This window comes from Oceanisphaera sp. W20_SRM_FM3 (genome assembly GCF_052119705.1).
GTDB lineage: Bacteria > Pseudomonadota > Gammaproteobacteria > Enterobacterales > Aeromonadaceae > Oceanimonas.
Genome location: NZ_JBGQOP010000003.1, coordinates 1 through 26,822 on the forward strand (window position 1 = coordinate 1; position 26,822 = coordinate 26,822).

Annotated in this window: 23 protein-coding genes and 6 tRNA genes; 13 read left to right on the forward strand and 16 right to left on the reverse strand. The window is 50.9% G+C overall.

Translation table 11 applies throughout. From position 1 onward, the window contains the following. Positions 1-198: 198 nt before the first annotated feature. From ACEN2G_RS02545 to pth, 8 genes are all read right to left on the reverse strand, one after another. Positions 199-273, reverse strand: a tRNA-Gln gene (locus ACEN2G_RS02545). A gap of 101 nt (positions 274-374) precedes the next feature. Next, positions 375-459: transfer RNA gene (locus ACEN2G_RS02550), tRNA-Leu, on the reverse strand. A gap of 7 nt (positions 460-466) precedes the next feature. Next, a tRNA-Met gene (locus ACEN2G_RS02555) sits at positions 467-543 on the reverse strand. A 271-nt stretch (positions 544-814) separates the two neighbouring features. After that, a tRNA-Gln gene (locus ACEN2G_RS02560) sits at positions 815-889 on the reverse strand. Positions 890-1,045: 156 nt separating this feature from the next. Beyond that, a tRNA-Gln gene (locus tag ACEN2G_RS02565) sits at positions 1,046-1,120 on the reverse strand. 5 nt (positions 1,121-1,125) lie between these two features. Beyond that, a tRNA-Met gene (locus ACEN2G_RS02570) sits at positions 1,126-1,202 on the reverse strand. A 348-nt stretch (positions 1,203-1,550) separates the two neighbouring features. Next, a complete protein-coding gene (gene ychF / locus ACEN2G_RS02575) occupies positions 1,551-2,642 on the reverse strand; it encodes a redox-regulated ATPase YchF (RefSeq protein ID WP_442019898.1) in 1,092 nt (363 codons plus the stop codon). Between the two features lie 69 nt (positions 2,643-2,711). Then, the gene (gene pth / locus ACEN2G_RS02580) at positions 2,712-3,308 is read right to left on the reverse strand and encodes an aminoacyl-tRNA hydrolase (protein ID WP_442019899.1); all 597 of its coding nucleotides are present in this window, start codon (positions 3,306-3,308) and stop codon (positions 2,712-2,714) included. 299 nt (positions 3,309-3,607) lie between these two features. Between pth and ACEN2G_RS02585 the strand changes: the two genes are divergently transcribed. Together ACEN2G_RS02585 and ACEN2G_RS02590 are read left to right on the forward strand one after the other, a co-directional pair. Continuing rightward, a complete protein-coding gene (locus ACEN2G_RS02585; protein WP_442019900.1) occupies positions 3,608-4,336 on the forward strand; it encodes a sulfite exporter TauE/SafE family protein in 729 nt (242 codons plus the stop codon). Positions 4,337-4,433: 97 nt separating this feature from the next. Further along, complete coding sequence (locus ACEN2G_RS02590; RefSeq protein ID WP_442019901.1) at positions 4,434-4,790, forward strand: four helix bundle protein; 357 nt, start codon at positions 4,434-4,436, stop codon at positions 4,788-4,790. Positions 4,791-4,947: 157 nt separating this feature from the next. Here ACEN2G_RS02590 and ACEN2G_RS02595 read toward each other — a convergent pair whose 3' ends face one another. The 3 genes from ACEN2G_RS02595 to lolB all read right to left on the reverse strand — a co-directional run bounded on the left by ACEN2G_RS02595 (position 4,948) and on the right by lolB (position 7,881). After that, complete coding sequence (locus ACEN2G_RS02595) at positions 4,948-5,895, reverse strand: ribose-phosphate pyrophosphokinase (protein ID WP_442019902.1); 948 nt, start codon at positions 5,893-5,895, stop codon at positions 4,948-4,950. A gap of 305 nt (positions 5,896-6,200) precedes the next feature. Beyond that, positions 6,201-7,037: a 4-(cytidine 5'-diphospho)-2-C-methyl-D-erythritol kinase gene (gene ispE, locus ACEN2G_RS02600; protein ID WP_442019903.1), complete on the reverse strand. Its 837-nt coding sequence runs from the start codon at positions 7,035-7,037 to the stop codon at positions 6,201-6,203. Positions 7,038-7,305: 268 nt separating this feature from the next. Further along, positions 7,306-7,881: a lipoprotein insertase outer membrane protein LolB gene (lolB, locus tag ACEN2G_RS02605; protein ID WP_442019904.1), complete on the reverse strand. Its 576-nt coding sequence runs from the start codon at positions 7,879-7,881 to the stop codon at positions 7,306-7,308. A gap of 123 nt (positions 7,882-8,004) precedes the next feature. Here lolB and hemA point away from each other — a divergent pair, with 123 nt between their 5' ends. From hemA to kdsA, 5 genes are read left to right on the forward strand one after another with little or no spacing between them, the layout of a single operon-like run. Next, complete coding sequence (hemA, locus tag ACEN2G_RS02610; RefSeq protein ID WP_442019905.1) at positions 8,005-9,264, forward strand: glutamyl-tRNA reductase; 1,260 nt, start codon at positions 8,005-8,007, stop codon at positions 9,262-9,264. Positions 9,265-9,301: 37 nt separating this feature from the next. Beyond that, a complete protein-coding gene (gene prfA, locus ACEN2G_RS02615) occupies positions 9,302-10,387 on the forward strand; it encodes a peptide chain release factor 1 (protein ID WP_442019906.1) in 1,086 nt (361 codons plus the stop codon). Between the two features lie 39 nt (positions 10,388-10,426). Then, positions 10,427-11,269 carry a peptide chain release factor N(5)-glutamine methyltransferase gene (prmC, locus tag ACEN2G_RS02620; RefSeq protein WP_442019907.1) on the forward strand — a complete coding sequence of 281 codons (843 nt, stop codon included), beginning with the start codon at positions 10,427-10,429 and terminating at the stop codon, positions 11,267-11,269. After that, positions 11,262-12,290: a SirB1 family protein gene (locus ACEN2G_RS02625; RefSeq protein ID WP_442019908.1), complete on the forward strand. Its 1,029-nt coding sequence runs from the start codon at positions 11,262-11,264 to the stop codon at positions 12,288-12,290. The genes prmC and ACEN2G_RS02625 overlap by 8 nt, the downstream gene beginning before the upstream one ends. Before the next feature lie 36 nt (positions 12,291-12,326). Then, positions 12,327-13,175, forward strand: a complete 849-nt coding sequence (gene kdsA, locus ACEN2G_RS02630) for a 3-deoxy-8-phosphooctulonate synthase (RefSeq protein ID WP_442019909.1) — start codon at positions 12,327-12,329, stop codon at positions 13,173-13,175. Positions 13,176-13,639: 464 nt separating this feature from the next. Here the strand turns inward: kdsA and fadE are convergent, their stop codons facing one another. After that, positions 13,640-16,114, reverse strand: a complete 2,475-nt coding sequence (gene fadE / locus ACEN2G_RS02635) for an acyl-CoA dehydrogenase FadE (protein ID WP_442019910.1) — start codon at positions 16,112-16,114, stop codon at positions 13,640-13,642. A 282-nt stretch (positions 16,115-16,396) separates the two neighbouring features. Here fadE and lpcA point away from each other — a divergent pair, with 282 nt between their 5' ends. The 3 genes from lpcA to ACEN2G_RS02650 all read left to right on the forward strand — a co-directional run bounded on the left by lpcA (position 16,397) and on the right by ACEN2G_RS02650 (position 18,531). Next, complete coding sequence (gene lpcA / locus ACEN2G_RS02640; protein ID WP_442019911.1) at positions 16,397-16,978, forward strand: D-sedoheptulose 7-phosphate isomerase; 582 nt, start codon at positions 16,397-16,399, stop codon at positions 16,976-16,978. Between the two features lie 5 nt (positions 16,979-16,983). Continuing rightward, entirely contained in the window at positions 16,984-17,775 is a 792-nt protein-coding gene (locus ACEN2G_RS02645; protein WP_442019912.1) for a class II glutamine amidotransferase, read from the forward strand. A 204-nt stretch (positions 17,776-17,979) separates the two neighbouring features. Further along, a complete protein-coding gene (locus tag ACEN2G_RS02650) occupies positions 17,980-18,531 on the forward strand; it encodes an NADPH-dependent FMN reductase (RefSeq protein ID WP_442019913.1) in 552 nt (183 codons plus the stop codon). Between the two features lie 348 nt (positions 18,532-18,879). On the opposite strand, the gene ACEN2G_RS02655 is transcribed toward ACEN2G_RS02650, so the two are convergent. The 3 genes from ACEN2G_RS02655 to purM all read right to left on the reverse strand — a co-directional run bounded on the left by ACEN2G_RS02655 (position 18,880) and on the right by purM (position 21,884). Further along, the gene (locus ACEN2G_RS02655; protein WP_442019914.1) at positions 18,880-20,082 is read right to left on the reverse strand and encodes an MFS transporter; all 1,203 of its coding nucleotides are present in this window, start codon (positions 20,080-20,082) and stop codon (positions 18,880-18,882) included. 102 nt (positions 20,083-20,184) lie between these two features. After that, the gene (gene purN, locus ACEN2G_RS02660) at positions 20,185-20,850 is read right to left on the reverse strand and encodes a phosphoribosylglycinamide formyltransferase (RefSeq protein WP_442019915.1); all 666 of its coding nucleotides are present in this window, start codon (positions 20,848-20,850) and stop codon (positions 20,185-20,187) included. Next, positions 20,847-21,884, reverse strand: a complete 1,038-nt coding sequence (purM, locus tag ACEN2G_RS02665) for a phosphoribosylformylglycinamidine cyclo-ligase (protein WP_442019916.1) — start codon at positions 21,882-21,884, stop codon at positions 20,847-20,849. The genes purN and purM overlap by 4 nt, the downstream gene beginning before the upstream one ends. A 527-nt stretch (positions 21,885-22,411) precedes the next feature. Between purM and upp the strand changes: the two genes are divergently transcribed. The 3 genes from upp to hda all read left to right on the forward strand — a co-directional run bounded on the left by upp (position 22,412) and on the right by hda (position 25,283). Next, a complete protein-coding gene (gene upp / locus ACEN2G_RS02670; RefSeq protein ID WP_442019917.1) occupies positions 22,412-23,038 on the forward strand; it encodes a uracil phosphoribosyltransferase in 627 nt (208 codons plus the stop codon). 57 nt (positions 23,039-23,095) lie between these two features. Continuing rightward, positions 23,096-24,397: a uracil-xanthine permease family protein gene (locus tag ACEN2G_RS02675; protein ID WP_442019918.1), complete on the forward strand. Its 1,302-nt coding sequence runs from the start codon at positions 23,096-23,098 to the stop codon at positions 24,395-24,397. Between the two features lie 151 nt (positions 24,398-24,548). Continuing rightward, positions 24,549-25,283: a DnaA inactivator Hda gene (hda, locus tag ACEN2G_RS02680; protein ID WP_442019919.1), complete on the forward strand. Its 735-nt coding sequence runs from the start codon at positions 24,549-24,551 to the stop codon at positions 25,281-25,283. A 143-nt stretch (positions 25,284-25,426) separates the two neighbouring features. Here the strand turns inward: hda and ACEN2G_RS02685 are convergent, their stop codons facing one another. After that, positions 25,427-26,575, reverse strand: a complete 1,149-nt coding sequence (locus tag ACEN2G_RS02685) for a patatin-like phospholipase family protein (protein WP_442019920.1) — start codon at positions 26,573-26,575, stop codon at positions 25,427-25,429. Positions 26,576-26,822 lie beyond the last annotated feature (247 nt).

Below are 26,822 nucleotides of genomic sequence, written 5' to 3' on the forward strand. Positions count from 1 at the left end.
TGCCTTGCCGTAGTTTAGATAGGTGCCAAACGCTAGATAGCAAAAAGCCAGCACTAGGCTGGCTTTTTACTTAATGGCTGGGGTACCGAGAATCGAGCCTGGGCACTGAGGCCGAGAGCAAAACCCACTGCCTTTATCTAGGCTGGTTACAAACACCAGACAGCAAAAAGCCGACTCAAGAGTCGGCTTCTTACTTAATGGCTGGGGTACCAGGATTCGAACCTGGGGATGGCGAGATCAAAACCCGCTGCCTTACCGCTTGGCGATACCCCAATTTTATTACTTAACTTCACTCATCAACTTTTATTGCTAAAAGTTAACTTTTTACTACCCGAGATAAATAAAGCTAGTTCAGCTTAATTTCATCTTAAATATGGTGCGGAAGGCGAGACTTGAACTCGCACACCTTGCGGCGCTAGAACCTAAATCTAGTGCGTCTACCAATTTCGCCACTCCCGCTAAAAAGTGGTGGCTATGGCGGGATTCGAACCTGCGACCCCATCATTATGAGTGATGTGCTCTAACCAACTGAGCTACATAGCCACTTCTGTAAACCGAAAGTAATATGCCTATTTTTCTTATCGAAATCAAGACTAAATTTCTTTCAACTTACGTTGCAAATATTTATCTTTTTACAAAGCGTTTAGCCAGTAAGAAGATGGCTGGGGTACCAAAATTCGAGCATGGGCACTAAGGCCGATATCAAAATTTTATGCTTCCAACTTTAAAACTAAATATGGCTGGTATACCAGTATTTGAAGCTGGGCACTGAGGCCGAGATCAAAGTTAGTCTATCCAACAATACTTCTAAATATGGCTGGGGTACCAGGATTCGAACCTGGGAATGGCGAGATCAAAACCCGCTGCCTTACCGCTTGGCGATACCCCAACAAACATGGTTGATATTTATAACATAAATTCAGCCATTTACAAATTTTTATATTATTTACAAAAAATATTTGTAAATAATATGGCTGGGGTACCAGGGTTCGAAGCTGGGCACAAGGCCGAGATCAAAACGTAATACATCCAACTTTAAAGCTAGTGGCTGGGGTACCAGGATTCGAACCTGGGGATGGCGAGATCAAAACCCGCTGCCTTACCGCTTGGCGATACCCCAACAAATGGTGGCTATGGCGGGATTCGAACCTGCGACCCCATCATTATGAGTGATGTGCTCTAACCAACTGAGCTACATAGCCACTACTGTTCTCGATTTAATTCACCCAATTACTTGTGCGCATCTCGTCGGGAACGGGGCGCATTATGCGTACCCTCGCTTTGATCGTCAACCGCTTTTTCGGTTAAAAACTCCTTGTTAAGACTGTTTGCCGATAAAGTAAACGCATCGGCTGAGTAATGAGCAAAAGCTGCGCCAAGCAGCCAGCTATTACAGAGTCGTAAATCCCTTGATGACAAACTGGCTGAAGGTGAACATGAGGCATCAAGGTTACTTGAGTATGAAAAATAAGGGCAACAAAATAAAAAAGCACCGAACCTTATCGGTACGGTGCTTTGTTTTAGCTAGGCGCTTGGTGCTAGGCGCTGCTTTAAACGTTAAACAAGAAGTTCAGTACGTCACCGTCTTTAACGATATAGTCTTTACCTTCGGCGCGCTGCTTACCGGCTTCTTTGGCTCCTTGCTCGCCTTTAAAGGCAATAAAGTCATCAAAGGCGATAGTTTGAGCGCGGATAAAGCCTTTTTCGAAGTCGGTGTGAATTTTACCGGCCGCCTGCGGTGCGGTAGAACCCACAGGTATGGTCCAAGCGCGCACTTCTTTTACACCGGCGGTGAAGTAGGTTTGCAGATTCAGTAGCTCATAACCGGCGCGGATCACGCGGTTTAAGCCCGGCTCTTCAATGCCCAAATCGGCCATAAACTCGGCGGCATCGGCGGCGTCCAGCTCAGAAATCTCTGACTCCATGGCGGCACACACAGGCACGACTATGGCGTTTTCGGCGGCGGCAATTTCACGCACCTGATCCAGATAAGGATTATCTTCAAAGCCATCGTCGCTGACGTTGGCGATATACATAGTCGGCTTTATGGTTAAGAAGTTCAGATAGTCGATGGCGGCTTTTTCTTCTTTAGTCAGCGTTATGCTGCGCAATACTTGGCCGTCTTCTAAGGCAGGTAACAGCTTTTCCAGTACAGTGACTTCAAACTTGGCGTCTTTATCGCCGCCTTTGGCTTTTTTGGCGTTACGGTGAATGGCACGCTCACAAGTATCCAGATCCGCCAATGACAGTTCGATATTGATGATTTCGATATCGTCTTTTGGCGAAACTTTACCGGCCACGTGAATGATGTTGTCGTCGGCAAAGCAACGCACCACATGACCCACGGCGTCGGTTTCACGAATGTTGGCCAAAAATTTATTGCCTAAGCCTTCGCCTTTAGAAGCACCGGCTACTAGGCCTGCAATGTCCACAAACTCCATGGAGGTGGTCAAGATACGCTGTGGCTTAACGATCTCTGCTAAGGCGTCCAAGCGCTTATCTGGCACCGGCACCACGCCTGTGTTGGGCTCGATAGTACAGAAAGGAAAGTTAGCCGCTTCTATGCCGGCCTTGGTCAGTGCGTTAAACAGGGTGGATTTACCTACGTTAGGTAGGCCCACGATTGCGCATTTAAAACCCATGATATGTGTCCTGAAGGTGATGTCTAAAAAGATAACTGTAAAAATAGTTAAGAATGATGTGGATAAAAATTACTGGTTGGAGTCGGCATTAAAGGCATGCAGGCGATTCATCGCCTTATTGATGCCGTCTTTAAATAAAATATCGGTGCAACGCGCCGCTTCATCTACCGCCGCTTCCAGCAAACTGTGCTCGGCGGCAGGCGCCTTGGTTAACACAAAACCGGCCACTTGGGTTTTATGACCCGGATGGCCGATGCCAATGCGTAACCGATAAAAATCTTTGTTGTTGCCCAAGCAGCTGATGGAGTCGCGCAGGCCATTGTGGCCGCCGTGGCCGCCGCCTTTTTTAAAGCGCACCGTACCGGGGCTTAAGTCCAATTCGTCGTGAGCGATTAAAATCGACTCAGGTGCAATTTGGTAAAAGTTGGCCATGGCACCCACGGCTTTGCCCGATAAGTTCATAAAGGTAGCCGGCACTAATAAGCGCACATCGTGCCCTGCAATACGAACGCGTGCTGTCCAACCAAAGAATTTAGCTTCTTCTTTAAGGGTGACGCCATGCATGCGCGCCAGCTCAGCCACATACCAAACACCGGCGTTATGGCGGGTTTGTGCGTATTCTGGACCCGGATTACCGAGCCCAACAATCAGTTCGATAGGGTTCATATACATACTTGGCCGTTAAAAATATCGCCATATTCTAATTAAGAGCGGCAATAATGGCCACCTTGACTAGCAGAAAGCGGCATAATAGCGCGAAAATCGTAGGGCGGCTGTAAAGAAAGATGTGCAAAGAGCAAGATAGCGCCCAGCGCCCAGAAAAATAAAGAATGGCATTAGGTTGTGTAGGCGAACGCTTGCTCTCGCATCTCGCCGAAGGCGAAACATATATTAGGCCAAAAGAGCTTTGGCTTTAGCTGGGTGCTTGGCGCTCGGCGCGAATTTTTTTTAACCAAGGAACATAAATGTTTGAGTTATTAGGCTGGGCGTTACTGGCAGGTGTCGTGAATGCGCTGGCCGGTGGCGGTTTGTTTTTTACTTTGCCGGCATTATTAGCGTTAGGGGTACCCAGTACCTCGGCCGTCGCCACCGCTAGTGTGGCCTCTTGGCCCGGTTACGTGAGTGCGTTTTGGAGCATACGTCGCCAATTAAAAAAAGGGCCGTTAGCGGCGTTAACGCTGATTGGTCTGTTGGGCGGGACTTTGGGTGCTTTGGCGCTGGTGCAATTTGATGCCAGCAGCTTTAACTATCTGGTGCCTTGGCTGTTGCTTACGGTCAGCCTCTTGTATGCCCGCCAGTTATTAAGCAAGGCGGGCTTTGAAGGGCCGCTGGTGCTGCGCAAAGCCGGTTGGCCTTTGCTGTTGAGTGGCAGCTTTTATGGCGGCTTCTTTGGTGGCGGTTTAGGGGTGCTGTTTATGTCGATCACCGGCCAACTGCGCATGGGCACTAATTTGCAGCAGCATACTATTAAGCTGTATCTGTCGATGCTGGCCAGTGGCGCCACTATAGTGGTCTATTCGCTATCGGGATTGGTGTACTGGCAGGGCGGCTTGGTACTGGCGCTGGGTTATTTGATCGGCGGTCAGCTCGGCGCCAAGATCTTGAAGTGGATCCGGCCTAAGTTACTGGCTTGGAGCATAGTGACCTTTGGCATTGGTTTGAGTGTTTACTACTTTATGCGGTTTTATATGTAAACAGTGAGGAGTGAAGCGTGAGGGGGGAGGCGTAAAACCGAGTCGTTCTTATCTAGCGGCTACAATAGGTGATTATCTATCATCATGCAGAGTCGGTATGCGTAAACACCAAAACTTAGATGTGTGGAAGGATGCCATGCTTCTGGTTACGTATATTTATCAGTTGACGGCGACGTTTCCAGATAATGAACGTTTTGGACTAACGGGACAGATGCGCCGTGCGGCAATTTCAGTGCCCAGCAACATTGCTGAAGGAGCTGCGCGAGGCAGTAAAGCTGAGTTCGTACGATTTCTTCATATAGCACGGGGCTCATTAAGTGAGCTTGATACGCAACTCATGCTTGCAGTACAGCTTAACCTGACCACTGAAGTCCATCAGGCATCTCAGCTGATAAATAGGGTATTTGCGTTGTTGGGTGGCCTAATACGGCATTTAAAAAACGAGGGGAGCTAGCGTGCGTAGAAAAAGGTAAAAAATAAGGAGCAAGCAGAAGGTGATATTTATCCTTCCATTTACTCCTTACTCAGTTAGCAATACTCGGCGCTAAAGGTAAACGGCGGTTAGTTTTCACTCCTCACCATTTACCCCTCACACCTTACATCACTGCAAATTAATGCTCAAACATGGCTGAGATGGACTCTTCGTTGCTGATACGACGAATCGCTTCGGCCAGCATTGGCGACAGTGACAACTGCTTCACTTTGCTCAACGACTTCATTTCTGCAGTCAAAGGCACAGAGTCTGTGATGATCACTTCATCAATCACTGAGTCTTTGATGTTCTGGTAGGCATTGCCTGAGAACACGGCGTGAGTCGCATAGGCGAACACGCGCTTGGCGCCACGTGCTTTTAGCGCTTCTGCGGCTTTGCACAAGGTGCCGCCGGTGTCGATCATGTCATCGACGATTACACAATCTCGACCTTCAACATCACCGATCAGGTTCATTACCTCAGAGACGTTGGCACGCGGACGACGCTTGTCGATAATGGCAATTTCGGTTTCATCCAACAATTTGGCCACGGCGCGGGCGCGCACGACACCACCGATGTCGGGAGAAACCACCACTGCATTTTGCAGGTTTTTAGACAGCATGTCTTCTAACAGCACAGGCGTGCCAAACACGTTGTCTACCGGCACATCGAAGAAACCTTGAATTTGCTCGGCGTGCAGATCAACGGTCAATACGCGGTCAACGCCCACGCTAGACAGGAAGTCGGCGACTACTTTAGCGGTAATAGGCACACGAGAAGAACGTACGCGACGGTCTTGGCGAGCATAACCAAAGTAGGGGATAACGGCGGTAATACGACCGGCAGATGCGCGACGCAGCGCATCTATCATCACAATCAATTCCATCAAGTTATCGTTGGTCGGTGCACAGGTCGATTGGATGATAAACACATCGCCGCCCCGTACATTTTCGTTGATTTGCACACTGATCTCACCGTCGCTAAAACGGCCAACATCGGCAGCACTCAGTTTAATGAACAAACGATCGGCGATACGTTGGGCGAGTTCCGGTGTAGCATTACCAGCAAACAGCTTCATGTCGGGCACGGTTGAAAACCTCAGGATTGTTTCATGGGTGGCGAGACTGGACGGGGCCGTGAACCCGTTATTACGAAAAACTACTTCGCTATCCAGCCCGTTTTAGAATTCGTGTCGTATAAAAGTGTATCTTACAGGATGTTGAGTCGGATAACTCAAACGGCGAGATGGCGTTAGCCTTACCACCTGTCGATCACACTTAACAGCCAATTAACTCTTGGAACAAGAGCGAAAATGGGCCCATCCCCATTTCCTGACATTGCTGTCGAGTTTGCCGTATGACTGCAGCTCTAACTTTAGTGTGTAAACCTCAATTAAAGCTGCGCTATGGCACTAATTAAAGGTGATTGATTGCAACCTTTGGCTACAAACCCCGACATTCCCTGTGGAGCCTTGGCCAGTATCGTTTGGGCCTCAAGCCGGCTGTCGAAACTGGCGAAGATACAGGCACCTGTGCCCGTCATTCTTGACGGCGCGTATTCTACCAACCAGCTAAGGAGCTTGGCAACCTCGGGGTGACGCTTTTTAACCAGCGGCTCGCAATCATTGCGCCACGGCGCTGTGAGCCATTGCGCCAAGCCTAGCGCTGGACTGTCGCGTATTAGCTCTGGGTCTTGAAAAATGTCGGCAGTAGAAACAGACACATTTGGGTGCAAGATTAGGTACCAAGGTTCAGGAGGAGAAGCGGGTGTTAACTGCTCACCCACGCCCTCGGCAAAGGCGGCGTGGCCTTGTATAAATACCGGCACATCGGCGCCTAAACGCAAGCCCAGAGTCGCCAGTTCGTTCGGACTCAAACCTAGCTGCCATAGGTGATTGAGTGCCAGCAGGGTAGTGGCCGCATCACTGGAGCCACCACCGAGTCCACCACCCATCGGCAAGCGTTTGGTTAGCTGGATCTGCGCGCCTTGTGTGCAACCTGTGTGGGCTTGCAGTAAGCGCGCCGCTTTGATGATCAGATTTTGCTCAGTTGCCACCTCGGGCAAATCCGCCTTCAGCACTAACTCGCCCTTGGGGGCTAAAGCGAACCCTAAGGTGTCGCCATAATCGACAAACTGAAACAGGGTTTGTAGATTGTGATAGCCGTCGTCACGGCGACCGGTAATGGTTAAAAATAAATTTAATTTAGCTGGCGCCGGTAGCAGTAGCATGGTGTTGGTTGCCTTTTATGAGAGCCAAAATGTATTTGCCTAGTGATCCACAGAGCAAACCTTTTTTGCAACGAAACCCACTAAATCCACGAAAAAATAGTGATCAGATCTGACTAAAGCCGGTGATGAGTGAGGATTAAGGATGAATGGGGCGAGCCGAAACAGTGCGCAGCGCTGTTCTGGACCTTCATTCAACATTAAAAATTCAACACTCAATACTCAATACTCAACATTGCGCTTTAGCTTGGTGCTGGGCGCTGCTTTTAAGCTATTTCAGTTCCCACTGGCTAATGGCTAAGCGCAGCTGAGTGTCGTCGTGGGTCAGATTAAGGCGACTCGGCAGCCAGAGGCCATTAATTTGCGTGTAGCCTAAGTATTCCAGCTGCCAACCGTGGGCGCGGATGGTTTTGGGGCGGTCATGCTCATCATAGGTCACCTTGTCGCCAACGCCTGGCAGGCCTTTGATCCAGTAAGATAATTGCTCCACCGGTAAATCCCAGCCCGTTAATTCTTGTACTAGGTCTCGAGCATTGGTCGCTTGATGCAGCTCGCCTTCGCTATCTATTAATTGCACCCTTTGGCCGTTGCGGCTTAAGTCAAAGACCCGTTTCCCCACCACGTTGGTGAGATTCATGCGGTAATCATTACTAGTTTGCCGCCAAAACAAACTTAAACTGCCGCGCTCATCGGGTGTAATAATGCCGAGCTTGGCGCTGAGCTGCCAATTTTGCAGTTGTGACAAGGTTTTTTGTTGCGCCTGCCAAGAGCCTGCTGGCGCCTGTTCAGCCTTGTAGGCACAGCCTGACAGCCATAATAGGCCCAATATTATCAGTAGATTACGCACGGTTAATCCTTAGCAAAAAATAGGTGGCCAGTATAAGGGCAAGCGTCGCGCCTTTTAAAGCCCTACTGTTTCTCGTACAATACTCGGCTATCTGAAAGATGTAACGAGCCGCGTACAACCCTCATGAGCCTGTTGGTACTGGGAATTAATCATAAGACAGCATCCGTCGCACTGCGCGAGCGGGTCGCATTTGGTCCTGAAGTTGCCCCTAGGGCGCTGCAGGAGTTGATGCGTACCCAAGGCGTAGGCGAGGCGGTGATCCTGTCCACTTGTAATCGCACCGAGCTCTATTGCAGTTTAGAGCCGGAGGGCGATAGCCATCTGGTGCGTATGTGGTTACAAGATTTTCATCAATTGGATGAAGCTGAGCTCAACACTTGCCTGTATCAATATCACGGTGAAGAGGCGGTGCGGCACTTAATGCGTGTGGCCTGTGGCCTCGACTCTTTAGTGCTGGGCGAGCCGCAAATTTTGGGACAGATGAAACTGGCCTATAACCAGTCGCAAAAAGTGGGCAGCCTTAAAGGCACACTGGACCGCATGTTCCAAAAAACCTTCTCAGTGGCGAAACGGGTGCGCACCGAAACCGAAATTGGCGCCAGTGCCGTGTCGGTGGCTTTTGCCGCCGTGAGTTTAGCCAAGCGCATCTTCTCGGATTTAAGCCACACCAAGGTGTTATTGGTGGGGGCCGGTGAAACCATTGAGCTGGTAGCGCGCCATTTAAAAGAGCAGTCGGTGAGCCAAATGATGGTGGCCAACCGCACGCTGGAGCGGGCGCAAACTTTGGCGAGCGAGTTTAATGCCCAAGTGATGACGCTGGAGCAAATTCCCGAATACCTGCCCAAGGCCGATATAGTCATCAGCTCTACCGCCAGCCCCTTGCCGATTATCGGTAAAGGCTTGGTGGAGCGAGCCTTGAAGGCGCGCCGCCAGCAACCGATTTTGTTTGTCGATATCGCAGTGCCGCGCGATATTGAGCCGGAAGTGGATGAGTTGAACGACGCGTATTTATATACGGTGGACGATCTGCAAGGCATAATTGAGCAGAATATGGCCACTCGCCAAGAGGCGGCGGGCCAAGCGGAAATTATCATAGAGGAAGAGCGTGACCACTTTATGGCTTGGTATCGATCCCTGGAGTCGGTCAAGCTCATTCAAGACTACCGCACCCACGCCGAGCAACTGCAGAGCCAAGAATTGATCTTGGCCCTGCAGGCCTTAGCGCAAGGTAAAGACAGCCAACAAGTAGTAGAGCGCTTGGCCCGTCGCCTGACCAATAAATTGATCCACACGCCGACTCGGGCGTTAAACCAAGCCGGCAAAGACGGCAATCAAGATTTGCTGACCGTGCTTGCCCATAATTTAAAACTTGGCCAGCATTAAATTCTAGCCAACACTCATAGCCACTCGGCGAGACCTGATGAATAAATCCATATTAAGAAAGCTGGAAGGCCTGCAAGAGCGCCACGAAGAGATTCAAGCGCTGCTTAGCGAAGCGTCAGTGATCAACAATCAAGAGCAATATCGCGCCCTCACCAAAGAATATTCCCAGCTCGAAGACATAGTGGGCTGCTATGGGCGCTACTGTCAGGCCGAAGCCGACTTGGCCGCCGGTGAAGAAATGCTGGCAGAAGATGACGCCGAAATGAAGGCTATGGCCGAAGAAGAAATTGAGGCCGCCAAAGAAACCATAGAGACGCTCAGCCATGAGCTGCAGATCTTGCTGCTGCCTAAAGATCCGAACGACGATAATAACTGCTTCTTAGAGTTGCGTGCCGGTGCGGGTGGTGATGAAGCGGCGATTTTTGCCGGCGACTTGTATCGTATGTATACCAAATACGCGGAACAACAGCGTTGGCAGATTGAAGTGGTGAGTGTGCACGAAGGCGAGCACGGCGGCTTTAAAGAACTGATTGCGCACATTACTGGCACAGGCGTGTACGGCAAGCTCAAGTTTGAGTCGGGCGGTCACCGCGTGCAGCGCGTGCCAGAAACCGAATCTCAGGGCCGCGTGCATACCTCTGCCTGTACCGTGGCCATTATGGCGGAAATTGCCGAAGCCGAAGCCATCACCATTAACCCCTCGGAAATTCGCGTCGATACTTTCCGCGCTTCCGGTGCCGGTGGTCAGCACGTTAACAAAACCGACTCCGCCATTCGTATCACTCACTTGCCAACGGGCTTAGTGGTGGAATGTCAGGATGGTCGCTCCCAGCATAAAAACCGGGCTCAGGCGATGAAGGTGCTGATCTCACGCCTAGCACAGCGCGAAGAAGATATTCGCCACGCCGCCGAGCAAGATGTACGCCGTAACCTGTTAAGTACCGGCGATCGCTCGGATCGTATTCGTACCTATAACTATCCCCAAGGCCGCGTCTCCGATCACCGCATCAACCTTACCTTGTATCGCTTACATGAAGTGTTGGAAGGAAATTTGGAGATGCTGACGCAGCCGATTCTGCAAGAACACCAAGCGGATATGCTGGCGGCCTTGGCTGATTATTAATGGCCTTGGCCTAGTTCTTATGACCTTGGCAGAGTATTCATGACCTTAAAAGAGTGGCGACACTGGTTGCGTGAGCAGCTTAAAGCGGGTGAATCGCCGGAGATAGATGCGGATGTGTTGCTCTGTCATGTATTGACGAAACCGCGCAGTTTTATCCTCGCTTGGCCGGAATATGAGTTGAGTGAGCCAGAGCTTGCCGCCTTGAAGATGCTCACGAAACGCCGCCAAATTGGTGAGCCCATCGCTCATTTAACTGGCGAGCGAGAGTTTTGGTCACTCAATCTCAAGGTGTCGCCCGACACCTTGATCCCCCGCCCCGACACCGAAATCATCATAGAAGCTGCCTTGGCACGTTTGCCTGATGCTCCCGCCACATTGGCGGATCTCGGCACTGGCACAGGTGCTATTGCGCTGGCGCTAAAAAGCGAACGTCCGCAAGATTCCATTTACGCCGTTGAATTTAATGCCAATGCGGCGGCACTGGCGCGGCTTAATAGCGAGCGTTTGAATTTGGCGATAGATGTGCGTCAAGGCAGCTGGTTTGAACCGCTAGCGGGCCTTAAATTTGACATGCTGTTGTCTAATCCGCCTTATATCGACGGCGCAGATCCGCATTTGCAAGAAGGTGACGTACGCTTTGAGCCGGCTTCTGCGTTGGTGGCCGAAGAGGCTGGCATGGCCGATTTGCGGCATTTGATCCGCCAAGCGCCAGAATATTTAAATGACAATGGTTGGCTGTTGCTGGAGCACGGTTGGCAGCAAGCGGCTTTGGTGCGCGATTATTTTACCGAGTTGGGGTTTCAGGCCGTAGCAACGCTGTGCGATTATGGCGATAACGAGCGTATTACCTTGGCTCAATGGCCTGGGAGGCAGCATGTCTAATAGTAATGAGTTTGCTAAAAATATCCTGCTTGAAATCGACGAGCTTGAAACCGATGAGCTTAAGACTAACGAGCTTGAAACCGACCAGCTTGAAACGGACTTGTTTGAAGTCGACGAGTTCGAAACAGCGTTGCCGAATTCCTGCATGTTAAAAACCACTATCAGCGATACTTGGCAGCGGGATGGCTTGCCGAACCTGATGATGCTGGCGATGGATGTAGTGGAAAGTCTATTTGGCCTTGAGGCGCGGGATCGCGGTGAAGTTGAACTGTTTGAGTTGGAAAGAGAGCTGGCCGACGAGCTCGACTCTCAACTAGGCTCTCTATCCGCTACCGATACCCGCCCTATTTCAGGCCAAGCGCTGCTGGCTGCCTTATACGGGCCGTTAGGTTTTGTGGGTGACTGGGAGCGCTTCTTTGCGGTGGATAACTGCTTAATGGATCGGGTGCTGAGCCGCCGCCGGGGTATTCCGGTGAGTATGGCGGTGCTGGTGCTGTATTTATGTGAACGCTTTGGCATTCGTGCAGAAGGTATTAGCTTTCCGGGCCACTTCTTAGTGCGCATATTTAATGAGCCCACGGCTAATAGCGACAGCGAGTCGGAGAGTACCGACAGCTGCGACATCATAGATCCTTTTACCGGCAAGGTATTAAGCCATCATCAGATAGAGCAATTGCTGCGCGGCGCGCGCGGTAACTTGGCGAAGCTTACGCCGCAACATTTAGTGCCTGCTGAGCCGTTAGAGGTGATCATGCGCCTGTTAAATGTGACTAAAGCGTCCTTTATTCATCATCAGCACTTTACCCATGCGCTGATGTGCAGCCAGTTGCTGTTAACGCTAAAGCCCGAGTGTCCGCTGGAGCGGCGTGACCGCGGATTTTTGTATGAGCAGCTCGAGTGCCATCAGTTAGCCGTGGATGACTTTGAATATTTTATTGAACAGTGCCCAGAAGATCCGCTGGCCGAGGTGCTTAAAATACAAGCACTGGCCTTGGATTTGCTGCCGTCTGTGCTGCACTAATGTCTTTGCACAACACCTTCTTCTTTAGGAATTGCGATGAAAACTGTTTATATCAACCAAATCCCCGTTGCTAACGATAAACCTTTTGTGTTGTTTGGCGGCATTAACGTGCTTGAGTCTCGCGACTTGGCACTGCGCTCGGCGGAGCACTTCGTTAAGGTGACTGAGAAGCTCGGCATTCCTTATGTGTTTAAAGCCAGCTGGGACAAAGCCAATCGCTCCTCCATTCATTCTTATCGCGGCCCAGGCCTTGAAGAGGGCATGAAGCTGCTGCAAGAAGTGAAAGATACGTTCAACGTGGCCATCATCACCGACTTGCACGAGCCTCATCAGGCGGCACCCGTGGCCGAAGTGGCCGATGTTATTCAGCTGCCGGCTTTCTTGGCGCGCCAAACCGACTTGGTGGAAGCCATGGCCAAGACGGGGCGAGTGATCAACATCAAGAAGCCGCAGTTTTTAAGCCCCGGGCAAATGAAAAATATCGTCGATAAGTTTATCGAATGCGGCAACGATCAACTCATGCTGTGCGAGCGTGGCGCCAACTTCGGTTACGACAATCTCGTGGTCGACATGCTGGGCTTTGGCGTGATGAAAAAAGCCACTGACGGCGCGCCTATTATTTTTGACGTCACTCATGCGCTGCAATGCCGCGACCCATTAGGTGAAGCTTCAGGTGGGCGCCGCGAGCAAATCGTCGACTTGGCTCGCGCAGGACTGGCCACCGGCATGGCCGGCTTGTTCTTAGAAGCGCACCCAGATCCAGCCAACGCCAAATGCGATGGCCCCAGCGCCTTGCCATTAGCCAAGTTAGAACCGTTTTTGGCGCAATTGAAAGCGCTCGACGATCTAATTAAGAGCTTTGCGCCGCTGGATACTTCGAACTGAATGTGAGGAGTGAAGCGTAAGGTGTGAGGGGGGTAAAGACAGAACTGCCAAGCACCAAACACTAAGCGCCCAGCACCGAGCGCCCAGCTCCGAGCTAAAAACAAACCCCGGGTCTGCATGCAGACGCGGGTTTTTTTATGTTTTGTTTTTGTAGTGTGCTAATTTATTCGGCACGGTTTGGTTTTTATTTTTTGTCTAAATATCCCGCTACGCGGCCGACGAAACTCTTTGTCTAACAAAAGTGCCGGACTACAAAATATACCGTTTTTTGTTTTTATGCCGCCTTCCTGATGGCCATCAGGATCTCGATGTTGGTTTTGTAGGCGAACGCTTGCTCTCGCATTACAACCCGGGCGTAAATCTTTAAACTCATATAAAAACCCCAAACCTAGGCTTGGGGTTTTGTTTTTCTTGCTACTCACTAAATCATGCGGATTAAGATTTGTGAGTGCCGAATTTTACTTTCAGTTTTTGGCTGGGCGCTTGGTGCTTGGCGCTGCATTTTTGTTATACAGCGCATTACTAAACTGCTCCTTGTTGGCGGCCAAATCGATGGGCGCGAAGTCATCGACGTTAATAGTGCGCAGCCGGCTTACCTCGGCGCGGGCTAACAAATCAGCTTCCTCTTTCATGATGATATCGGCGCTCAACGCCTCAACACCCAAGGCGTCTAAGCCGGTGAAGGGACGACGACCCAGCACATCGACAATTTTGTTAAAAATGGGCTCTGCCTGCTGAATATCGATAAAGGCTTGCTCTAACATACCCAGCGGATTGCCTTCCTCGGCGCTTAGATACAAGCCCTGAGCCAGCGCATCGCGCACAGGGCCAGATGTTTGTAAGCTACGAGCCACCTTATGATCCAAACGGTCCGAGGGCGGCACAAAAGGTGCACCCCACGGCATAATGAGCACCTTTAACAACTTGCCGATAATCGGTGAGGGGAAATTATCAAGCAGTTCGACTAAGGCCATTTGCGCCTGATATAAGCCGTCTTGGCAGGCCCAGTGCACCAGTGGCAGCAATGCCTCGGGGCGTCCCTCATCGTTAAAGCGCTTTAGAGTCGCGGACACTAAATACAGCTGGCTGAGCACGTCGCCTAAGCGCGCCGATAAGCGCTCTTTGCGTTTTAGCTCGCCGCCAAGTGTGGCCATGGCTACATCTGATAAGAAGCTTAAGTTGGCACTTAAGCGATTCATTTGGCGATAGTAGGGCGCGGTGGCGTCGCTTACCGGTGTCGAGCTAAAGCGGGCATTGGTTAAGCCTAACCAGAAGCTGCGCACCTTGTTGCTGATGGCAAAGCCTAGGTGGCTAAATACGGCTGCATCAAATTGAGCCAACGCCTTTTGTGCATCTGGCTCTTGTACCGAGAGCATTTCTTTTAGCACATAAGGATGACAGCGGATGGCCCCTTGGCCGTAAATGATCATGCTGCGGGTCAGAATATTGGCGCCTTCTACTGTGATGGCGATGGGGGCGCCCTGATAGCCGCGCGCCAAGTAATTATTAGGGCCTAGGCAAATGCCTTTGCCGCCGTGAATGTCCATGGCGTCAATTAAGCTTTGTTGACTGCGATGAGTGAGATGATATTTAACGATGGCCGAAATCACCGAGGGCTTTTCGCCCAGATCGATCCCCGTTACTGTGAGCATGCTTGCCGCATCCGACAAATAGGCATTACCGCCGAGGCGTGCCAACGGCGCTTCAATGCCTTCCATCTTGCCGATGGGCATGCGGAACTGGCGACGAATGCGGCTGTAAGCGCCGGACGCCAAGGCCGAGAGTCGCGTGCCGGCGGTGCCGGTGGAGGGCAGGGTAATACCGCGACCCACCGACAAACACTCGGTCAACATACGCCAGCCTTGGCCAGCCATATCCGGCCCGCCGATAATAAAGCTCAGGGGCACGAACACGTCTTTGCCCTGTGTGGGGCCATTTTGAAAAGGGACGTTCAGTGGCAAGTGGCGTCGACCAATCGTAATCCCAGGCAAGTCTGTGGGGATCAAGGCACAGGTAATGCCTAAATGCGGCTTATCGCCCAACAAGCCGTCTGGATCGTGCAGCTTAAAGGCTAAGCCTAAGACGGTGGCTATGGGGGCCAGCGTAATGTAGCGCTTGTTCCAGTTAAGGCGCATACCCAGCACTTGCTCGCCTTGCCAGTCGCCCATAACGATCACGCCGGTATCGGGAATGGCTCCGGCATCGGATCCGGCTTCTGGGCCGGTGAGTGCGAAGCAGGGGATGTCTTCGCCCGCCGCTAAGCGCGGTAAATAATAGTCTTTTTGCTCAGGTGTGCCGTAATGCTGCAGTAATTCGCCTGGGCCTAAGGAATTCGGCACGCCGACGGTGGAGGCCAGTACGGCACTGGTGCCACACAGCTTTTGTAATACCCGAGACTGGGCATAAGCCGAAAATTCTAAGCCGCCATACTGTTTTTCGATGATCATGGCGAAAAACTTATGTTCTTTTAAGTAGGCCCACACCTCGGGGGAAAGATCCGCCAACTCGTGGGTTACTTCCCAGTCGTTAGTCATGCGACAGACCTCATCAACCGGCCCGTCAATAAAGGCTTGCTCTTCAGCGCTCAGTTGCGGCCTAGGATAATTATGCAGCGTTTGCCAATTCGGTTTGCCGCGAAACAGCTCGGCTTCCCACCAAGTGGTGCCGGCTTCGATGGCTTCGCGCTCCGTGGTCGACATCTCCGGCATTATGCCTTTATAGACGCGAAACATGGGCGTACTGAGTAAGCTGATACGCAGCGGTAATAGGTTTAATACTCCCGCCACCACGGCAAACACCAGCCAGCTCGCAGCACCCACTTCACCCCAAAAGGTACCGGCTAATAACAGCACGGCGCTAAACAGCGTGAAACGTTGCAAGCTAGCTCGGCGGTAAGCCAATACTCCCCATACCAGTACTAACAGCAGTAGGGTAATCATCAATAACTCCTTGTCCGCGGCCGTGGATCAACTTGGGTTAAGTTGCTGTGGTCTGACCTGTCTTTGCAATTAGTTGTAAATCATACAAATGTTTAAATCAAGTTAATGGCGATCAGTAAAGTGTTAAATGTGAGGGCAAATGAAAGTATAAACGCCAGCCTTACTTGCAGCTGATTTTATGTGTTCTACTGCCATATGCTCTGGCACTATGTTTAGGCCATGCTTCCCGCTGTGGGTGACTTATGCCAAAATAGCTTTTTATCGTAACTGAGAGGCAATTTCATGTATCAGGATCTGATCCGTAGCGAACTGACCGAAGCCAGTGAAGTGCTCAATCGCTTCTTAGCCGATGACGCTAATCTGCAAGCCATAGAACAAGCCGCCAAGTTATTGGCCGAGCGCTTTAAAGCCGGTGGTAAGGTTTTGTCTTGTGGTAACGGTGGCTCCCATTGCGATGCCATGCATTTTGCCGAAGAGCTGACTGGTCGTTATCGCGAGAATCGCCCGGGTTATGCGGCGATTGCTATTTCAGATCCCAGCCACCTTTCTTGCGTGGCCAACGACTTTGGCTTTGAGTTTGTGTTTTCGCGCTACTTAGAAGCCGTCGGCCAATCGGGAGACGTGCTGTTTGGCTTGTCGACCAGCGGTAATTCAAAAAATATTATCAACGCCATTAGTGCGGCTAAAGCCAAAGGCATTAAGGTGATTGCACTGACCGGTAAAGACGGCGGTCAAATGGCCGGTTTGGCGGACATAGAAATTCGCGTGCCGCACTTTGGCTATGCGGATCGCATTCAAGAAGTGCACATTAAGATTATTCATATCTTGATCCAATTGGTCGAAAAAGAAATGGAGCATGCGTAACCACTATGTGTGAACTGCTAGGTATGAGCGCCAATGTGCCCACGGATATTTGCTTTAGCTTTACCGGCTTAATGCAAAGAGGTGGCCGAACCGGTCCTCATAAAGATGGCTGGGGCATTGTCTTTTACGAAGGCAAGGGCTTGCGTACCTTTAAAGATCCTAACCCTTCTAGTCAGTCGCGCATCGCCAAATTGGTACAAGAATATCCGATTAAAAGCTGCTCCGTGATAAGCCATATTCGCCAAGCAAACCGCGGCGGCATAGCGCTGGAAAATACCCATCCTTTTACCCGTGAGTTATGGGGCCGTTATTGGACCTTCGCTCATAATGGTCAGCTCACTGATTACAGTCATCTTGAAACCGGTCGTCATAATCCGGTGGGAGAAACCGACAGTGAATTGGCTTTTTGTTGGATTTTGGATGCCATGGAGCGCCAATATCCCACTAAGCCTCAAGATGCGGCGGCCATGAAAGAGATGTTTAATTACGTGGCCAGCCTCTGTGATCAGCTGCGCGCCTTGGGCGTGTTTAATATGCTGCTCAGCGACGGCGAATACTTGATGACCTATTGCACCAATAATTTGCATTGGCTGACGCGCCGCGCGCCCTTTGGCCCGGCACGCCTAATCGATGAAGACGTGGAAATCGACTTTCAAAAAGAAACCACGGCCAATGACGTAGTAACCGTGATTGCCACCCAGCCGTTGACCCACGATGAACCTTGGCAAAAAATGCAGCCCGGCGAGTTTAATTTATTCTTATTGGGTGAGCGCATCTCGGCGACGGATTTAACCTAATAGGTGAAGAGTGAAGAGTGAAGAGTGAAGAGTGAAGAGTGAAGAGTGAAGAGGAAAGATTGCATCTAAACCCGAGATCTAAAGGCTGTTCGCTGCGCTTGTTTACTGTGCTTGGCGTTACGCGCTGTTAACACTCGTCCACTTCACTCTTTACCCTTCACGTTCTCTGCCGTGGCAAACACATTTTAAAAATGGGATAGCCGAATGACAAAAACCAAGATTATTGCTTTTTCTGGCAGCTTACGAGCCGCCTCTTTTAACACTCAGGTCATTAAGGCGGCGCAACAGCTGGCGCCTGAGGGCTGTGAGATTGAGTTGATCGACTACTCAGCCCTGCCTTTATATAACCAAGATCAAGCGGATCAATGCACGCCACTCTTGGTGTTGGACATTGCGGAAAAAGTACGGGCAGCAGATGCTATTCTGTGGGCCACGCCCGAATATAACTATTCGCTGCCGGGCGCCTTAAAAAACCTCATTGACTGGTTATCTCGCCAAGCGCCCCAGCCATTGGCAGGCAAACCGGCGGCCATTATCAGCGCCAGCATGGGCCTGTTGGGTGGTGCCCGTGTGCAATATCATTTACGGCAAATTTTGGTGTGCTTAGATGTGCATGTGCTGAATAAGCCCGAGATCATGATAGGGCTTGCCCATGAAAAATTTGATGCCCAAGGCCAGTTGCTTGATGAGAAAACACAAACACTGATCGCCACGCAAATGCAGGCGTTATGCGCGTTTAGCAAGCAGTTGGATTAAAGTTGGGCGCTGCTTTTTAGGCCCTTATGCTGTCTTTGCGAGCGCAGCGAAGTAATCCATGCTACAAGTTTGCCCAGAGCCAAACATGGATTGCCGCGTCGTTACACTCCTCGCAACGACCAAGGGGTTGGGCTCTGGCTTTTTGTAGGGGCGAATTTATTCGACCGGTTTGGGGGCGGAGCTAGAATTGTTGATCCAATAAATAGCCACGGATTGTACTCTTCATTCTTAACAGCTTTTATTCAGATGTGATCACTCTTTTTCCGTGCGTTGCGCGTTCTTCCGTTGCAAAAAATCTTGAGTCTCTAAGCGGTAGGTCACTCACCCGCATCGGTTATACCGTGCGGTTTAAGCATGAGAGGCTTCAAGCTTGGGCTTATTAATGATCTGTAAGTAGCTGAGCGCCCACATCACTAAACCCCCAGCAAATAATGCCGCGGCCACATAACCGGTCTGATTGGGCATTGCACCTTCTGCAATCACAATGCCACCTACCCAAGGGCCAATGGCATTGGCAATATTAAAGGCACATTGTACCAGCGCCCCTATCATGGCGTGGCCATTAGGTGACACATCCATCAACAAGGTTTGGATCAAGGTGGCTAAGCCAAGACTGCAGCCGATAAAAAATATCACCCCATAAAGCAGCCAAATATGATGGCTGGCCGTGACATAGGCCAGCGCAAAGATGATAGTGCCCACCAATACTAGCCCCGTGGTGTTAATGGCCGATTTATCGGCGGCTTTTCCCAACACATAATTACCCAGCGTGGAGCCGATGCCAAACATCACCATGGCGATGGAAATGGTGTAGGCGGGGGTGTCGGTGACCTGCAAAATGGTGTCGGCAATGTAGGTGTAAATACAAAACACGCCGCCAAAACCTATGATCACTATGCCTAAAATAGACCACACCAGTTTGTTTTTGAGTACGCCAAATTGGTTGAGCAGATTAGACGGCTGGCTGTTTTTTACGTTGGGCACAAATCGATAAACGCAGATAAAGGCGATGAAAGACAAGAATCCAGCACCGGCTAAACAATAACGCCAGCTTAAATACTGCCCGACTAAGGTCACTATGGGCACGCCGACAATGGTGGCTATGGTTAACCCCATAAAGACTTTCGACATAAAGCTGGCGCGTTGGCCTTGGGGCGCAATCTCTGCCGCTAATAAAATCGCCGCACCAAAATAGGCGCCATGGGGCAGGCCGCTTAAAAACCGAAACACCACCAATTGCTCAAGTGAGTTGGCGAAGGCGCTTAAGCTATTGGCCAAGCACATTAAACTTAAAAAGATCAGCAGTGCGGTGCGTTTTCTCATGTTAGCGCTGGCCAACATTAAAATGGGCGCGCCCACCACCACGCCTATGGCATAGGCACTAATCGCATAACCGCTTTGAGCGGGTGTGGAACTAAAGGTGTCACTGATCAGTGGCAACATGGGCATCATGGAGAATTCAGACAGCCCTAAAATAAAGGTACCGAGCGCGAGCACCACCAAAATGGCGCTTCTATTAAGTTGACGAGAAACTGGCGTTACCTCTGCCATAAAACCACCTTAAAAAATAATATCTATAAATGACCGTCTAAAAACAAAACCCCGAGCCTCACGGTTCGGGGTTTTTTCTAGCTTCTAGCTTAAGGCTATTTTTTATTCTTGCGCATAACCTTGGGCGGGCAAAAGCGCGCCGTCTAGGTAGGCTTTGCCTTGTTGCATCACGGCGCGGCCATCGCAGAACCAGCGAACCGTCAGCGGATAAATAGCATGCTCTTGTACTTGCACTCGCTGGGCCAGGCTTTGTGCATCATCATCTTCAAACACAGGTACCCGTGCTTGAAGAATAACCGGGCCACCATCCAGCTCTTCGGTAACAAAGTGCACGCTGCAACCGTGCTCTGCATCACCCGCATCAAGGGCTTTTTGATGAGTGTGTAAACCTTGATAGCGGGGCAGCAAAGATGGATGAATATTCAGTAAGCGATTTTGATAATGGCGCACAAACTCAGGCGTTAAAATACGCATAAAGCCGGCTAACACCACCAAATTCGGCTGATATTCATCTATGGCTTGCATCAGCGCCCTATCAAAGCTCGCGCGATCTGCATAATCCGCATTTGCCACTACCTGAGTCTTGATACCGGCGAGTTTGGCACGGGCCAAGCCGTAGGCATCGGCCTTATTGCTGACAACTCCGACTATTTCTCCGCCCAGCTGATTTGTGTCAGACTGATCGAGCAAGGCCTGTAAGTTACTGCCGTTGCCTGAGATCAGTACTACTATTCGCGTCGAGGGTCGAGTGGCAGAACTGCGGTTCATTTAATCTCAACCTGCTCTTCGCCCTCGGCGGCATTATCAATGCTACCAATTAACCAACACTGCTCGCCTTGGTCTTGCATAAATTTAACCGCGTCTGCCGCTTGGTCAGCAGGCAGGGCGATTACCATGCCCACACCACAGTTAAAGGTGCGATACATTTCTTTGGTTTCTACGTTACCGGCAGTTTGTAACCAGCTAAACACTTCTGGCCACTGCCAGCTGGCGCCATCGACGAGGGCTTTAGTGCCTTTTGGCAACACGCGAGGAATGTTTTCCCAGAAGCCGCCACCGGTAATGTGGCTTAGCGCGTGAATGTCGAACTGCTTGATAAGCTCTAATACCGGCTTTACGTAGATGCGGGTTGGCTCCATCAAGGCATCGGCCAAGGTAGCGTCACCTAATGGCTGCTGCAGATCCGCTTTGCTCACTTCTAAAATTTTGCGGATCAAAGAGAAACCGTTGGAGTGCGGGCCGCTTGATGCCAAAGCAATCAGCGCATCACCGGCAGCCACTTTAGTACCATCGATAATGTCGCTTTTTTCCACTACGCCTACGCAAAAGCCAGCTAAGTCGTAATCGCCAGCATGATACATGCCGGGCATTTCGGCGGTTTCGCCGCCAATTAAGGCACAACCGCTCAGCTCACAGCCCACACCTATGCCGGTGACCACTTCGGCCGCCGCATCTACGTCTAACTTGCCGGTGGCATAGTAGTCGAGGAAAAACAGTGGCTCGCCGCCTTGAACGATCAAGTCGTTCACGCACATGGCTACCAGATCTATGCCCACGCCTTGGTGGCGTTTTAGGTCAATCGCCAAGCGCAACTTAGTGCCCACGCCGTCGGTGCCGGCGACTAATACCGGTTCTTTGTAGCCGGTGGGTAGCTGGCATAAAGCGCCAAAGCCCCCGAGTCCGCCCATTACTTCAGGGCGATGTGTGCGACGGCTAACGCCTTTGATGCGTTCAACCAGTGCATTACCAGCATCGATATCAACACCAGCGTCTTTGTAGCTCAGGGGTTTGTTCTGCGTCACGAGTGGTTACCTTGTCATTATTGGGGGGAGCGGACTTGTCTAGCTGCGGATGCCGACTATGCTGGCCTCATTTGGGGTTCGGCATTAGCACTGTGCACGGCAATTGCATCTGCGAGTCACGGTTTCGGTCGCTATTCTAATTTAATGCGCCAAGCAGTGCTACCTAACTGACAGCCGTAAACTATAAGCTTTGAGCCGTTAGTTAAAGAAAACAGTAATATCGTCTTTGGTAATGGCAGCCTTAGCGGCTAAATTTTGCGTAGTAGCTAAGGTATCAGTCTAACTTTGGCCACCAAACCAAGGCAGTGCTAGGTGTAATGAGTAACGCCAGCCAACCTTCACACATCAGGGATTGCTGGCGTATTACTGGTTTAAAGGTGGTTTAAAGGTGGGTTAATGGTTAATGGTTACTGGAGCCTGCTTTGCGGTGAGTGCGCTAAAAATCTGCCGCTGGATATTATTCTGTGCTAAAATTTTGCGGTTTTTTGCGCATGGTCGTGAATGCAAATTCGAGTGGGAGAAGGTGAATGAAAGTCGTTGAAGTTAAGCACCCTTTGGTGAAACACAAGTTAGGGCTAATGCGCGAAGCCGACATTAGCACCAAACGCTTTCGTGAGCTGGCCAGAGAAGTCGGTAGCCTGCTGACCTATGAAGCCACCGCCGATTTTGAGACCGAAAAAACCACCATTGAAGGCTGGAACGGCCCCACGCTTGTTGACCAGCTAAAAGGTAAAAAGGTGACGGTAGTGCCTATCTTACGTGCCGGTTTAGGCATGATGGACGGCGTGCTGGAGCATATGCCGGGCGCACGAGTCAGCGTAGTGGGCGTGTATCGGGACGAAGAAACCCTGCAGCCGGTGCACTATTTCAATAAGTTGGTGAGCCATATCGATGAGCGCATCGCCTTGATCGTGGACCCTATGTTGGCCACCGGTGGCTCCATGATTGCCACTATCGACTTGCTGAAAGAAAAAGGCTGTCGCCACTTTAAGGTAATAGTGCTGGTGGCCGCTCCCGAGGGGTTAAAGGCATTAGAAGCCGCACACCCTGAGGTAGAGCTGTATTGCGCGGGCATAGATGAGCGCCTCGACGAGAATGGCTACATCATCCCGGGCTTGGGTGACGCGGGCGATAAAATATTTGGTACTAAATAAGCGAAAAACCGGCAATGGCCGGTTTTTTTCCGCCTACATTTACGCAAGGTCAGATCCATGAGTTCACAACCCCACACACCCGCGCCCAGCTCAACGCCTCCGGCTAACCCTCAACCGTTAAGCCCTCAATCGTCAGCGGTTGAGTCACGGCTGCACCAAGCGTTAGCTGGCTCACAAATGTTGTTTGTGGCTTTTGGCGCCTTGGTGTTGATGCCACTTATTACAGGTCTTGATCCTAACGTGGCCTTGTTTACCGCCGGCATGGGCACCTTGGTGTTTCAGCTGTGTACTAAACGCCAAGTGCCGATTTTTTTAGCCTCTTCGTTTGCTTTTATCGCCCCCATTTTATACGGCGTACAAACTTGGGGCATACCGGCCACCATGAGCGGCATTATGGCGGCGGGCTTTATGTATGTGTTGCTCAGCCAGCTGATCCGCTGGCGGGGTACCGCCTTGCTCACTCGGCTTTTACCCCCTGTGGTCGTGGGCCCGGTGATCATGGTGATAGGACTTGGCTTGGCGCCGATGGCGGTGAACATGGCCATTGGCAAGACGGGGGATGGCTCAGCTGTATTAATTGAGCACGATATCGCGCTCTGGCTATCTTTGCCGGCGCTGCTCACTACCTTATTGGTGTCGACCATGGCCAAAGGCGTGTTTCGCTTGGTGCCGATTAGTGCCGGTATTGCGGTGGGGTATGGCTTAGCGCTCGGGTTTGGGGTGGTAGACTTTGCTCCGGTACAAAACGCGGCTTGGATTTCTATGCCGCACTTTGTCGCCCCAGAGTGGCACTGGCAGGCGGTGCTGTTTATGTTACCCGTGGCCATAGCGCCGGCCATCGAACATATTGGTGATATCTTGGCCATCAGCTCAGTGACAGGTAAAGACTATCTGAAGAAGCCGGGTCTGCATCGCACTATCTTAGGTGACGGTTTAGCGACCATGGGGGCGTCATGTTTTGGTGGCCCTCCTAACACCACCTACTCTGAAGTCACGGGGGCTGTGATGCTCACCAAAAACTTTAATCCGGTGATCATGACCTGGGCGGCAGGCTTTGCCATAGTGCTCGCCTTCGTCGGTAAGTTTGGCGCGCTTATGCTGAGCATTCCCACCCCTGTGATGGGCGGCATCATGATTTTACTGTTCGGCTCCATTGCGACCGTAGGCTTAAACAGTTTGATCAAGCATCAGGTGGACTTATCGCAGGCCCGTAACTTATGCATAGTGGCAGTGATTTTGATCTTCGGCATCGGCGGCATGGCCTTTGGTATCGGTGGCTTTAGCCTACAAGGCATCAGCTTATGCGGTATAGTCGGCATCTTATTGAATCTGATCTTACCGAAAACACGCCCTAACTAGTCTGGTTTGTGAAAGCCACTGGTTTGTAAAAACAGTGCTAGTTAAGATGGACTCCCGCTTATTAAAGATGGCGAACAGATATTGATAAATTTCTTACTGCGCCCCTCTGCCGCCGCTGCCAAATGTGGCCCCAGCAAGGAGCATGGCTAACATGAGTAGCGATGACGAGCCGACTCAGCCAACGCAACTGGCACTGGCGGTGCAACTGCCCGACGATGAAACCTTTGCCAGTTTTTATACCGGTGATAATGCCCAGCTGATCACGGCGCTTAAAAACGCCGCCATTGGCCAAGGCGATGACTTGCTCTATTTTTGGGGGCAAGAGGGCAGTGGCCGTTCGCACTTATTGCACGCGGCCTGTGCCGAGTTGGATGGTGAGCAGGATGCCGCAGGCTATATCTCGTTGGACTTGCACGCGCAAATGTCGCCCCAGATGCTGGATGGCATGGAGCACTTAGCACTGGTTTGTTTAGATAATCTGGATGCCATCGCAGGCGTTACCGCTTGGGAGCAGGCGGTGTTTAACTTCTTTAACCGTCGCCATTTTAATCGTCTTAATGAGCAGGGCCTAGGCTCCTTGGTGGTGAGTGCCAATAATGCGCCGCGCCATTTAGGGTTAGCGCTGCCAGATCTGGCCTCGCGCCTCGACTGGGGCGTGGCCTATCAGCTCAAACCGCTCGATGATGAGGGTAAACTTAGCGCCCTGCAGCTGCGCTCAGAATTGCGTGGCTTTAAGCTACCCACAGATGTAGGGCGGTTTTTACTCAGTCGCTTGTCGCGAGACATGAGCACCTTGCTCGCGGCGCTAGACTTACTCGACAACGCCTCGTTTCAAGCCAAGCGCAAACTCAGCGTTCCTTTCGCCAAAGAAGTGTTGGGGTTTTAAGCGAAGGTGAGGTGTGAGGAGTAAATAGTGAAGCGGACGAGACAAGTCCAAACATATCAAACCTAATCCTATTCTGTAGTGAAGGAGTTTTTAAGCTAAAGGGTTGGCTTATGTTTAACCCTTTCCACTTTACCCTTCACTCTTCACCTTGTTTTCACCTTCGGCTCCATCGCTAAAAACGCGCGCACTTCTTCCACTCGCGCTTGAGTATCTTGATAGCCCAAGGCGATTAGCTCGCGACAATAATCTTGTTCAAATAATAAGAAACTCGACAGGCCTGTAGCATCGCCGGCGTTCACACCAAATAGGCGTAACAAAGTGCGAATATTTTGAGGCAATTTATGAAAATGCTTATGGGTCAGCTCGTCCAAGTTTTTACTGGGCTTGAGCACGAGATTGTCGATATGACGCAAGCCTAATTGGTCCCGTTTGCGCTCTGGCACCAACTTAATGGTGTTATTGACGCGCTGTAGCCGCTCTATATCTGAGGTTAGCGCATCGGTAAATACCGTATCTAACAAGTGACCGGCAATGTCTGAGCTGCTGGGATCGCTGGGCAGGGTATCTGCACTGTGTTCATCGGGCGCCAGACTCACAATTAAGATGCGTTTAGCGCCTAAATGAATCGCCGGACTCAGTGGGTTTAATTGATGAATGGAACCATCACCGTAATGGTGGTTTTGCAGCCGACAGGGCTTAAACACAAAGGGCAAAGCACTGCTGGCCATTAAATGGGGCGGCATAATAATAGCAGAACGACCAGAACGGCCAGATCTTGCCCAAGGCTCATGATAGGGGCGGCCTTGATAGAAGGTGGTGGAATCACCGGTATTGTAATTAGAAGCGGTGACAGCCAACACTTCTAGGGCGCCATACAGCAAGTTATTATCGATGCGCTGAAAGTCGATAAGCTTTTCTAATAACCGCTCCAGCGGGCTGTTATCAAACCAAGGTAGGGCAATTTGACTGGGTTTACCGATAGCGCCAAAAAATAGGCTTTTCAGTGAATGGCTGACTACCTTGCCTACTTGTAGGCGCAGCACATCTTCGGTGTGCAAATTGCCCCATATATATTCGAGTTTGCGTACCCCAAGGTGAAAGCAAGAAGCGTAACAGGCCAACGCCGTGGCATTAATGGCGCCTGCCGAGGTGCCACATAAAATGGGAAAAGGAATCGCTTGGCCCCGCGGAAAACACTCGGCAATGGCCTTTAGTACGCCCACTTGATAGGCGGCTCGGGCACCGCCGCCGGTCAGAACTAAGGCACAGCCATTGCTTGCTTCAGAGTCCATATATACCTCCCTTTTCGCCCAGTATAAGGGTTTGGTTATCAAGCACAAAGCCAAGCTTGTAACAAGGTTGTTAAGTGTGAACTGCACCGTGAATGGAGGCTTGTAGCCGCCATGTTTTATATAAGAATCAGTCGGCGGTTCTGCGCAGCTGGCTGTTAGAGACAGCGCCGATCATTAAGTTAAAGATAAACACCAGACCGTGGCGAATAAATTGCCACCTACAAAATAACCGTACCCTGTAGCCGCC

Coding starts and splice junctions, on each gene's coding strand:
- ychF (WP_442019898.1), bottom strand. CDS start 2,642: ATGGGTTTTAAATGCGCAATCGTGGGCCTACCTAACGTAGGTAAATCC.
- pth (WP_442019899.1), bottom strand. CDS start 3,308: ATGAACCCTATCGAACTGATTGTTGGGCTCGGTAATCCGGGTCCAGAA.
- ACEN2G_RS02585 (WP_442019900.1), top strand. CDS start 3,608: ATGTTTGAGTTATTAGGCTGGGCGTTACTGGCAGGTGTCGTGAATGCG.
- ACEN2G_RS02590 (WP_442019901.1), top strand. CDS start 4,434: ATGCGTAAACACCAAAACTTAGATGTGTGGAAGGATGCCATGCTTCTG.
- ispE (WP_442019903.1), bottom strand. CDS start 7,037: ATGCTACTGCTACCGGCGCCAGCTAAATTAAATTTATTTTTAACCATT.
- hemA (WP_442019905.1), top strand. CDS start 8,005: ATGAGCCTGTTGGTACTGGGAATTAATCATAAGACAGCATCCGTCGCA.
- prfA (WP_442019906.1), top strand. CDS start 9,302: ATGAATAAATCCATATTAAGAAAGCTGGAAGGCCTGCAAGAGCGCCAC.
- prmC (WP_442019907.1), top strand. CDS start 10,427: ATGACCTTAAAAGAGTGGCGACACTGGTTGCGTGAGCAGCTTAAAGCG.
- ACEN2G_RS02625 (WP_442019908.1), top strand. CDS start 11,262: ATGTCTAATAGTAATGAGTTTGCTAAAAATATCCTGCTTGAAATCGAC.
- kdsA (WP_442019909.1), top strand. CDS start 12,327: ATGAAAACTGTTTATATCAACCAAATCCCCGTTGCTAACGATAAACCT.
- fadE (WP_442019910.1), bottom strand. CDS start 16,114: ATGATTACCCTACTGCTGTTAGTACTGGTATGGGGAGTATTGGCTTAC.
- lpcA (WP_442019911.1), top strand. CDS start 16,397: ATGTATCAGGATCTGATCCGTAGCGAACTGACCGAAGCCAGTGAAGTG.
- ACEN2G_RS02645 (WP_442019912.1), top strand. CDS start 16,984: ATGTGTGAACTGCTAGGTATGAGCGCCAATGTGCCCACGGATATTTGC.
- ACEN2G_RS02650 (WP_442019913.1), top strand. CDS start 17,980: ATGACAAAAACCAAGATTATTGCTTTTTCTGGCAGCTTACGAGCCGCC.
- ACEN2G_RS02655 (WP_442019914.1), bottom strand. CDS start 20,082: ATGGCAGAGGTAACGCCAGTTTCTCGTCAACTTAATAGAAGCGCCATT.
- purN (WP_442019915.1), bottom strand. CDS start 20,850: ATGAACCGCAGTTCTGCCACTCGACCCTCGACGCGAATAGTAGTACTG.
- upp (WP_442019917.1), top strand. CDS start 22,412: ATGAAAGTCGTTGAAGTTAAGCACCCTTTGGTGAAACACAAGTTAGGG.
- ACEN2G_RS02675 (WP_442019918.1), top strand. CDS start 23,096: ATGAGTTCACAACCCCACACACCCGCGCCCAGCTCAACGCCTCCGGCT.
- hda (WP_442019919.1), top strand. CDS start 24,549: ATGAGTAGCGATGACGAGCCGACTCAGCCAACGCAACTGGCACTGGCG.
- ACEN2G_RS02685 (WP_442019920.1), bottom strand. CDS start 26,575: ATGGACTCTGAAGCAAGCAATGGCTGTGCCTTAGTTCTGACCGGCGGC.